8 protein-coding genes are annotated in these 5,979 nt (G+C 70.8%); 4 read left to right on the top strand and 4 right to left on the bottom strand.

All coding sequences use genetic code 11. From position 1 onward, the window contains the following. Positions 1–638, bottom strand: a 638-nt coding sequence (locus QR77_RS10815) for an SDR family NAD(P)-dependent oxidoreductase (RefSeq protein WP_063798166.1), incomplete at its 3' end; no start/stop codon positions are given. Between the two features lie 85 nt (positions 639–723). Beyond that, positions 724–1,308 (bottom strand): TetR/AcrR family transcriptional regulator, encoded by a 585-nt coding sequence (locus QR77_RS10810; protein ID WP_040021247.1) that lies wholly within the window; start codon positions 1,306–1,308, stop codon positions 724–726. Positions 1,309–1,505: 197 nt separating this feature from the next. On the opposite strand from QR77_RS10810, the gene QR77_RS42100 reads away from it, so the two are divergent. The 4 genes from QR77_RS42100 to QR77_RS10790 all read left to right on the top strand — a co-directional run bounded on the left by QR77_RS42100 (position 1,506) and on the right by QR77_RS10790 (position 5,005). Next, positions 1,506–2,159 (top strand): hypothetical protein, encoded by a 654-nt coding sequence (locus tag QR77_RS42100; RefSeq protein WP_052488666.1) that lies wholly within the window; start codon positions 1,506–1,508, stop codon positions 2,157–2,159. Between the two features lie 92 nt (positions 2,160–2,251). Further along, a complete protein-coding gene (locus QR77_RS10800; RefSeq protein WP_040021245.1) occupies positions 2,252–3,505 on the top strand; it encodes a sensor histidine kinase in 1,254 nt (417 codons plus the stop codon). Between the two features lie 28 nt (positions 3,506–3,533). Continuing rightward, positions 3,534–4,202, top strand: coding sequence for a response regulator transcription factor (locus QR77_RS10795; RefSeq protein WP_040021243.1), 669 nt, complete (start codon positions 3,534–3,536; stop codon positions 4,200–4,202). A gap of 23 nt (positions 4,203–4,225) precedes the next feature. After that, a complete protein-coding gene (locus tag QR77_RS10790; RefSeq protein WP_040021241.1) occupies positions 4,226–5,005 on the top strand; it encodes a TSUP family transporter in 780 nt (259 codons plus the stop codon). A gap of 9 nt (positions 5,006–5,014) precedes the next feature. Here QR77_RS10790 and QR77_RS10785 read toward each other — a convergent pair whose 3' ends face one another. Next, positions 5,015–5,647, bottom strand: a complete 633-nt coding sequence (locus QR77_RS10785; protein ID WP_040027682.1) for a class F sortase — start codon at positions 5,645–5,647, stop codon at positions 5,015–5,017. Positions 5,648–5,788: 141 nt separating this feature from the next. Beyond that, positions 5,789–5,979, bottom strand: a 191-nt coding sequence (locus QR77_RS43415) for an MYXO-CTERM sorting domain-containing protein (protein ID WP_347359774.1), incomplete at its 5' end; no start/stop codon positions are given.

Here is a 5,979-nt window from a genome sequence, read left to right as displayed (position 1 = left end):
TGTTGCTTCATCCGTACCGCCCGGTCCTCGACGCTCTCACCGGGACGCAGCGACATCGAGGTGTCCGAAGCGCCGGGGCTGACCGCGTTGATACGGATGCCCTCCTGGATGTGGTCCAGCGCGGCGGCCCTGGTCAGCGCGGACACGGCGGCCTTGGACGCGATGTACCCGGCGATACCGGGGGCGCGGCGGTGCGCGCCGAGGTTGGAGGCGATGTTGACGATCGCCCCGCCGCCGCCGGCCCGCATCTGGTCGATCTCCGCCTGGAGGCAGTACAGGAGGCCGGTGACGTTGACGTCGAGCAGGGCGTGCCAGTCGGCCTCGGCCAGATCGGCGAGCGGCTGACCGCCGCGGAAAATCCCCGCGTTGTTGACGGCTATGTCGAGACCGCCGAAGAGATCGGCGGACCGCTGTACGAGGGCCCGTACGTCGTTGGAGCTGGTGATGTCGGCCGAGTGTGCGGCGGCCGTGCCGCCGGACTCCTCGATCAGCGCGACGGTCCGCTCCAGCGGGTCACGTGAGCGGCCGGCGACAACCACGGAGGCGCCCTCGGCGGCGAAGGCGCGGGCGATGGCACGGCCGAGGCCTGAACCGGCGCCGGTGACGAGGACGGATCGGTCGGTGAAGCGGTCGGACATCGGGGTGACTCCAGCGATAGGGGTAGGGGTGGCGGGGGTTGTTGACGACTTACTGAACTGATCGTTCTGCTTTGAGGTCAGGTGATCAGGCGAGCAGCGTGAGTGCCAGCTCGGCCGCGTCCCGTACGCGCGCCGGGTCGTCCGACGCCTTGCCGACCACCCGCATGCCCTGCATCAGGACGAGCAGCGTCCGCGCCAGCGCGCGCGGGTCGCGGTCCGCGGCCAGTTCGCCGCTGCCGGCGGCCCTGACGAGCGCGGAGTGCAGCAGGGTCTCCAGGTACGCCCAGCTCAGCTCGACCCTGCGGGCGGCGGCGCCGTCGTGCGGGGCGAGTTCGGCGGCCGTGTTGGTGACGAAGCAGCCGTACGACCGGGTGTCGCCGCCGGTCGCCTCGGCCGCGAACTGCCGTACCACCGCGCGTACGCCGGGAAGAGCGGGACCGGGCCGGGACAACTCGGCGAGGAGTGCGGGGTCGCGCGCCTCGCCGTAGCGGTCGAGCGCTTTGAGGTACAGCTCGTGCTTGTTGCCGAAGGTGGCGTAGATGCTGGCGCGCCCGATCCCGAGATGTTCGACGAGGCCGGCCATGGATGTCGCCTCATAGCCGCACCGCCAGAACAGCTCAAGGGCTGACTGAAGGGCGGCGTCCGGATCGAATTCCTTGGTCCTGGCCATGGTGAGGACTCTAGGTTTTGGTGGAACGATCGGTCAAATATGGGGAAGCGGCGGGGCAGGACGGCCCGGAGGTGTGGGGTTCAGTTTACCCCACCTCCGACCTCCGTGCGGGCACGATCGTGCCGTGGCCGCTCCGGCGGGAGCCTTGAGGAGCGAGAACAGGAAAGCCGCCACGTCGACAGCAGAGGTCACCCACCATGGACATCGCACAGCCACCACAATTCCCCACGACCGGGACCGCGAGCACGACCGGGACCGCTGGTCCAACCGGCAGCGCCACGGCGCGCCTTGGCGCTCTCGCCGGGACCGTCCTCGGCGAACCGTTCAAAGCCGCGACCTGGAAACGGGTCGTCTACCTGATCATCGCCCTGCCCCTCGGACTCCTCTGCGTCCCACTCGCGCTGTTCGGCGGCCCCGCCGGGCGCCTCCAACGGTCCCTGGCCAGACGGCTGCTGGGCCTGGAGATCGGCGAGCCGGAACGTACGGGCCCGCTCGCCCTCGCGCACGCCGTACTCAGCACCCCGCTCAACCTGATCGCGACGGCCCTCACCGGCTACGGTCTGTTCCTCGTCCCGCTGAACCTCGGCTATCCGCTGCGTCCCGACGCCCACCCGGAGAGCGCCTGGGGCGGCCCGACCCTCGCCGGGGCGTGGGCGGTGCATGCCGTCGGCGCGCTGGCGTTCCTGCTGGCGGTGCTCTGGATAGGCAGGGGACTCACCGCCCTCCAGGGGAGGCTGGTGACCCGTTTCCTCGATGGCCGGCGGCTGGGCCTGGTGAAGGTGACCGGTCTCGCGCTGCTGACCGCCGTGGTCGGATGTGCCCTCGCCGTCCCCGTCATCCACCAGCTCTAGATCTTGTCCCGTCCGGAGGCTTCTGCCACCGGCTCGGACCGGTTCCGGGCCGGCTCAGGACCTCGTGACGCCGCTCTCCTAGGTTGGACGCCATGCAACGACTGCGCCGGTCCTCCGCCGCCCTGCTGTACGCCCTGATCGCGCTGCCCCTCGCGCTTCCCGGCATGGTGCTGGTGTTGTCGGGACTGCTGCTGGGTGCCGTCCTGTCGGTCACCGCGCTCGGTCCCTGGATGCTGGCCCTGACCGTACGCGGCGCCCTCGCCCTCGGCACGGCCCAACGGGCTCTGGCCCGCGCCCTGCTGGGCTTCGAGATCGAGCCGGCGGTGCGGCGCACCGCGCCCGGCGCGCTGGGCTGGCGCAGGTCCGTGCTCGGTGACAGGGCCGGGTGGCGGGCGGTCGCCAGCGCGCTGGTGACGCCGGTCACCGCCGTCCCCGCCGTCGTCGCTGTGGCGATCGGCTACGCGTACGGGCTGCTGCTCACCCTCCACCCCCTCATCAAGCGGTGGAACTACTTCACGGTCCGCGCGGCCGACGGTTCCGTACGGCGGGTGTCGCTGGAGGTCGGCGGCGTCCAGTTCGACACCTGGCCACGCTGGTTGCTGCCCGTTGCCGTCGGCCTGGTCCTGCTGTTCGCCGCCGAGTGGCTCGTACGGATGACAGTCGTCCAGCACCGCCTTGTGCTGCGCTCACTGCTGGGCCCCAACGCCACAGACCGGCGCATACGCACGCTGGAGGAGACCCGCGCGCAGGCCGTGGACGAGGCGGTGGCGCGGCTGCGCCGGATCGAACGGGACCTGCACGACGGTACGCAGGCCCGACTCGTCGGGCTCGGCATGCATCTGACCCTGATCAGGGAGCTGATCGACGCTGATGCCGGGCGTGAGGAGGTTCTGACCGTGGTGGAGACCGCGCGCGGCAGCGCGACGCAGGCCGTCGCCGAACTGCGCGATCTGGTGAAGGGCATCCATCCGCCCGTACTCGACCAGGGCCTGGACACCGCCCTCACCACGCTCACGGCGGCCACCCCACTGCCCGTCACCTTGACCGCCGACATCCGGGAGCGCCCAACTCCGGCGCTGGAGGCCATCGCGTACTTCTGCGCCGCCGAACTCCTCACCAACGCGGTCAAGCACGCGGGCGCCGAGGAGGCCGAGGTGGAGGTGAGCGTGCGGGACGGCACGCTGCGGCTCTCCGTACTGGACGACGGGCGCGGCGGCGCGGTGATCGGGGCGGGCAGCGGGCTCACCGGGTTGCTGGCCCGGGTCCGTACCGTCGACGGGACGCTGAGCTGCGACAGCCCACCGGGAGGGCCTACCGTGGTCGACGTCGTCCTGCCGTACCGCTGAGCTGAAGAGAGGGGAGTGGACCACGAACATGCGTGTCGTGATCGCCGAGGACTCGGCCCTGTTGCGCGACGGACTCGTCCAACTGCTCACCCTGCGGGGCGTCGAGGTCGCCGCCGCCGTGGACGACGCGGAGAAATTGCTGGCCGCTGTCGAGACGTACCGCCCGGACGCGGCGATCATCGACATCAGGCTGCCGCCGGGACACAGCGACGAGGGGTTGCGGGCCGCCGTCACCATCCGCCAAACGGCGCCCGGCACCGGTGTGTTGATCTTCTCCCAGTACGTGGAGACCAAGTACGCGGCGCAACTCCTCGGCGACGGTGGCGGCGGGGTGGGCTACCTGCTCAAGGAACGGGTCGTCGACATCGGCGAGTTCGTGGCGGCGCTCGAACGCATCGCTGCGGGCGGCACCGCCCTGGACCCCGAGGTCGTGGCCCAGCTCTTCGGCGCGAGCCGCCGCTCCTCGGCCCTGGACACGCTCACACCGCGCGAACGCGAGGTGCTCGCGCTGATGGCGGAGGGCAAGTCCAACCAGACCATCGCCGAGATGTTCGTCGTATCGGAACGCGCGGTCGAGAAGCACATCGCCAACATCTTCACCAAGCTGGACCTGCCCCCCTCGGAACAGGGCCACCGCCGGGTACTCGCGGTACTCCGCTACCTGAAGGGCTCACCGGCGCGGAACGATGTGGGGTAAATGGTCGCTATAAGATCACGGGCGTGCCCGACATATCCCTGACCACACTTGTTCTGCTCTGCCTTGCCGCCGGTGCGGCCGGGTGGATCGACGCCGTTGTGGGTGGTGGGGGGTTGCTGCTTCTGCCCGCCGTGCTGCTCGGGCTGCCGCATGTGCCGGCCGCGAGCATCCTCGGTACGAACAAGGCGGTGGCGATCGTCGGTACGTCCGGCGCCGCCGTCACGTATCTGCGCAAGGCGCCGGTCGACCGGAAGGCCGCGGTGCGGATCGGGCTCATGGCGCTCGTCGGCTCGATGACCGGCGCGTTCTTCGCCGCCGGGATCAGCAGCGAGGTGCTGCGACCCGTGATCATGGTCGTGCTGGTGGCGGTGGCCGCCTTCGTCATGCTGCGGCCGTCCTTCGGGAGGGCGCAGGCGGGCGTTCCGGCCACCCGTCGCCAAGTGGTCGTCGCGATCGTGCTGGTGGGCGGCGGGATCGGGTTTTACGACGGGCTGTTCGGTCCCGGCACCGGGACCTTTCTCGTACTCGCGCTGACCGCCGTGCTCCACCTCGACCTGGTGACCGCATCCGCCACCGCGAAGATCGTGAACGTGTGCACCAACGCGGGCGCGCTCGCGATGTTCGCCTATCAGGGCACGGTGCTGTGGCAACTGGCCGCCGTGATGGCTGTGTTCAACCTGATCGGCGGGATGCTGGGCGCGCGGATGGCGCTCAGGAAGGGCAGCGAGTTCGTGCGTGGTGTGCTGCTGGTGGTCGTGTTCGGGCTGGTCGCGAAGCTCGGGTTCGACCAGTGGACGGCGTGAGGCGGACGGTCAGCGCACGCCGACGAGATGGGCGTACGCCACCACATTGCCCTGGTAGCCGCTCTTCGCCGAGAAGCCGCCTCCGCAGGTGATCACCCGCAACTCGGCCCGGTCGGCGGCCCCGTACACCTTGCGGTCAGGGAAGGCGTCGTTCGCGTACACCTCCACGGCGTCGACGGTGAAGACGGCCGTACGTCCGTCGCGGCGGGTCACCTCGACCCTGTGCCCCTTTTTCAACGTGCCCAGGGCGTAGAAGACGGCGGGACCGCGCGCGTTGTCGACATGGCCGGTGATGATCGCCGTGCCCTTGGCGCCCGGGGGTGTGCCGTCCTTGTACCAGCCGGCGACGTTGCTGTTCCCCGACGGCGGTACGTCGAGGCTGTGGTCGGGCCCGAGACCCAGCCGCATCAGGGGCGTGTCCACCTGGATGCCGGGGATGCGCAGACGTACGGGGGCTGACGGCGCCATCGCGGCCGCCGCCGCTTCCGTACGCGGGCGGGGAGCGGAGGCGGAGTCCGACCCGGAGCCGGAGCCGGGGCCTGAGTCCGCGGTGAAGGCCTCCGCGGCTGACGGCAGCGGGGGAGTCACCGGCTTCAGGCCGGTCTGGACGAGCCAGATGCCGATGCAGGCGGCGATGACCATCAGCCAGCCCTTGCCCTTGGCGTCGGCTGTCACGGGTCCGGTCCTCCACTGGATGGGTGTTCCCCGCCCCCGGCAGCGATGAGCATGACGGGGACGGGGACGCGGGGCGGGTACGTACGAGGGCGGCCGCTGCCGCCCCCGTCAGCTTCTCTGCGCGCCGCTCGCCCGGCGCCGCAGGAGCCAGGACCCGCCGACGGCGGCAGCGGCCATGAGGGCCGCGCCCGCCGCGATCTGGGTGGAATCGGGGCCGATGCTGCCGCCGACGCCGCTCTTCACATGACCACTGGGACCGGGACCGGTCACATGACCGATTGGCCCCGTACCATGGTCGG

Source organism: Streptomyces sp. 150FB (genome assembly GCF_000818195.1).
Taxonomy (GTDB): domain Bacteria; phylum Actinomycetota; class Actinomycetes; order Streptomycetales; family Streptomycetaceae; genus Streptomyces.
The sequence above is the reverse complement of the archived record's forward strand: the minus strand, read 5'-3'. Positions and strand labels throughout refer to the sequence as shown.

What these genes read in the sequence shown, in the direction of transcription:
- QR77_RS10810 (WP_040021247.1), bottom strand. Translation starts at nt 1,308, where the DNA reads ATGGCCAGGACCAAGGAATTCGATCCGGACGCCGCCCTTCAGTCAGCC.
- QR77_RS42100 (WP_052488666.1), top strand. Translation starts at nt 1,506, where the DNA reads ATGGACATCGCACAGCCACCACAATTCCCCACGACCGGGACCGCGAGC.
- QR77_RS10800 (WP_040021245.1), top strand. Translation starts at nt 2,252, where the DNA reads ATGCAACGACTGCGCCGGTCCTCCGCCGCCCTGCTGTACGCCCTGATC.
- QR77_RS10795 (WP_040021243.1), top strand. Translation starts at nt 3,534, where the DNA reads ATGCGTGTCGTGATCGCCGAGGACTCGGCCCTGTTGCGCGACGGACTC.
- QR77_RS10785 (WP_040027682.1), bottom strand. Translation starts at nt 5,647, where the DNA reads ATGGTCATCGCCGCCTGCATCGGCATCTGGCTCGTCCAGACCGGCCTG.